Origin of the sequence: Devosia submarina (assembly GCF_003056345.1) — a bacterium.
Taxonomy (GTDB): domain Bacteria; phylum Pseudomonadota; class Alphaproteobacteria; order Rhizobiales; family Devosiaceae; genus Devosia; species Devosia submarina.
In genome coordinates this window covers 2501-5651 of the sequence record NZ_PYWB01000023.1, presented here as the reverse complement: position 1 = coordinate 5651, position 3151 = coordinate 2501, and the positions used below count along the sequence as shown (strand labels likewise).

The window sequence follows — 3151 nt, the reverse complement described above, 5'->3', positions numbered from 1 at the left end:
TCCTTTATCTAAGGCGAAGTGCGTACTCGGCCCCCGCCCCTGGCCTTGCCTTGCCCTGCCCTTCCTTTGCCCCAGAACGCAAAAACCCCCGGTCATTTCTGACTGGGGGTTTTGTTGTTTCGAAGTTGTATTGAGACGTTTATGTTTTTGGCAGACCTTGCAGTGACCTACTCTCCCAAGCCTTGAGACTTAGTACCATTGGCGCGGAGGAATTTGACGGTCGAGTTCGGGATGGGATCGGGTCTTGGGCTCCTCGCAAGAACCACAAGGTCAGCGAAAAACATAAACGGTGAGATCTGGTTGATTTGGTTTCTGTTTGCCAAGGCTCTCCCATGCAAGGAGCCATTGGCTGGTGTTTTGTTGAACCGATCATTTCACACTATGCGGACATAGATTAATGAGAACGATCAAGCCAATCGAGCTATTAGTACCGGTAAGCTTCACACATTGCTGCGCTTCCACACCCGGCCTATCGACGTGGTGGTCTTCCACGGCTCTCAAGGGAATACTCGTTTTGAAGGAGGCTTCCTGCTTAGATGCTTTCAGCAGTTATCCCGTCCGAACTTAGCTACCCTGCAATGCGGCTGGCGCCACAACAGGTCCACCAGAGGTTCGTCCAACCCGGTCCTCTCGTACTAGGGTCAGCTCTTCTCAATATTCCTACACCCACGGCAGATAGGGACCGAACTGTCTCACGACGTTCTGAACCCAGCTCACGTACCACTTTAAATGGCGAACAGCCATACCCTTGGGACCTGCTCCAGCCCCAGGATGTGATGAGCCGACATCGAGGTGCCAAACAATGCCGTCGATATGGACTCTTGGGCATTATCAGCCTGTTATCCCCAGCGTACCTTTTATTCGTTGAGCGATGGCCCTTCCACGCGGGACCACCGGATCACTATGACCGACTTTCGTCTCTGCTCGACTTGTCAGTCTCGCAGTCAGGCAGGCTTATGCCATTGCACTCGAGGAACGATTTCCGACCGTTCTGAGCCTACCATCGCGCGCCTCCGTTACTCTTTGGGAGGCGACCGCCCCAGTCAAACTACCCACCATACGCTGTCCCGGACACTGTTATGCCGCGGTTAGACATCTATGACGATAAGGGTGGTATCTCATCTTGCGGCTCCACCAGAACTAGCGTCCCGGCTTCAAAGCCTACCACCTATCCTGCACATGCCGACACAAATGCCAGCGTAAAGCTATAGTAAAGGTGCATGGGGTCTTTCCGTCTGACCGCAGGAACCCCGCATCTTCACGGGGAATTCAATTTCGCTGAGTCTATACTGGAGACAGTGGGGAAGTCGTTACGCCATTCGTGCAGGTCGGAACTTACCCGACAAGGAATTTCGCTACCTTAGGACCGTTATAGTTACGGCCGCCGTTTACCGGGGCTTCAATTCAGGGCGTTAACCCCTCCTTTTAACCTTCCGGCACCGGGCAGGCGTCAGACCCTATACGTCGTTTTGCAACTTCGCAGAGCCCTGTGTTTTTGATAAACAGTCGCCACCCCCTCTTTTGTGCCACCCCTACCCGGTTGCCCGAATAGAGGTCATGCTTATCCCGAAGTTACGCATGCAATTTGCCGAGTTCCTTCAGTATAGTTCTCTCAAGCGCCTTGGTATACTCTACCAGTCCACCTGTGTCGGTTTAGGGTACGGTCAATAATGGTGGAGCTATTTCCAGGAACCGGCTCATCGCACCCCCAATCCAATAAGGGGATACGAACCTGCGCGATCCGTCACTACCACCTGGCCCACGAATATTAACGTGGTTCCCATCGGCTACGCATTTCTGCCTCACCTTAGGGGCCGGCTAACCCTGCGCTGATTAGCATTGCGCAGGAACCCTTGGACTTTCGGCGAAAGTGTCTCTCACACTTTTTGTCGCTACTCATGTCATCATTCGCACTTCCGATACCTCCACGGCCCCTCACAGGTACCGCTTCGCAGGCTTACGGAACGCTCCGCTACCGCTTGCTCGTAAACGAGCAAACCCTAAGCTTCGGTGCATAGTTTTAGACCCGGTACATCTTCGCCGCAGGAACGCTTGACCAGTGAGCTGTTACGCTATCTTTAAAGGATGGCTGCTTCTAAGCCAACCTCCTGGTTGTCTAAGCATTCCCACATGCTTTCCCACTTAACTATGACTTGGGGACCTTAGCTGTAGGTTAGGGCTGTTTCCCTTTTGACGATGGACCTTAGCACCCACCGTCTGTCTCCCAGATAGTACTCTCAGGTATTCGGAGTTTGGTTAGGTTTGGTAAGTCGGTGAGACCCCCTAGCCCATCCAGTGCTCTACCCCCTGAGGTATTCGTCTGAGGCGATACCTAAATATCTTTCGCGGAGAACCAGCTATTTCCAAGTTTGATTGGCCTTTCACCCCTAGGAACAAGTCATCCCCGTAATTTTCAACTTACGTGGGTTCGGCCCTCCAGTAAGTGTTACCTTACCTTCAGCCTGCTCATACCTAGATCACTTGGTTTCGGGTCTAATCCAACTAACTTAACGCCCTATTCAGACTCGCTTTCGCTGCGCCTACACCTAACGGCTTAAGCTTGCTAGTTAGACTAAGTCGATGACCCATTATACAAGAGGTACGCCGTCACCCTTGCGGGCTCCGACTGTTTGTATGCATCCAGTTTCAGGAACTATTTCACTCCCCTCGTCGGGGTGCTTTTCACCTTTCCCTCACGGTACTTGTTCGCTATCGGTCGTGCACGAGTACTTAGGCTTGGATAGTGGTCTACCCATGTTCAGACAGAATTTCACGTGTTCCGCCTTACTCGAGGACCTCTGAGCTTTCTACCAGTACGGGGCTATCACCCACTATGGCCAGGATTTCCATCCTGTTCCTGTTCTTACTCAAAGGCCACTGGCCTGGTCCGCGTTCGCTCGCCACTACTAACGGAGTCTCTTTTGATGTCCTTTCCTCTGGGTACTTAGATGTTTCAGTTCCCCAGGTTAGCTCCCTTGCGGGTGACCTAAATGGTCGGGTTTCCCCATTCGGAAATCATCGGATCAAAGCTTATTCGCAGCTCCCCGACGCTTATCGCAGCGTATTACGTCCTTCATCGCCTGTGCACGCCAAGGCATCCACTGAATGCACTTAAGACGCTTGATCGTTCTCATTATCAATGCCCGCAACT

Annotated in this window: 2 rRNA genes; both read right to left on the bottom strand. The window is 52.5% G+C overall.

Annotated elements, in window-relative coordinates:
- Positions 1-154: 154 nt before the first annotated feature.
- A 5S ribosomal RNA gene (rrf, locus tag DDE77_RS19165) occupies positions 155-270 on the bottom strand.
- Positions 271-403: 133 nt separating this feature from the next.
- A 23S ribosomal RNA gene (locus DDE77_RS19160) occupies positions 404-3126 on the bottom strand.
- Positions 3127-3151 lie beyond the last annotated feature (25 nt).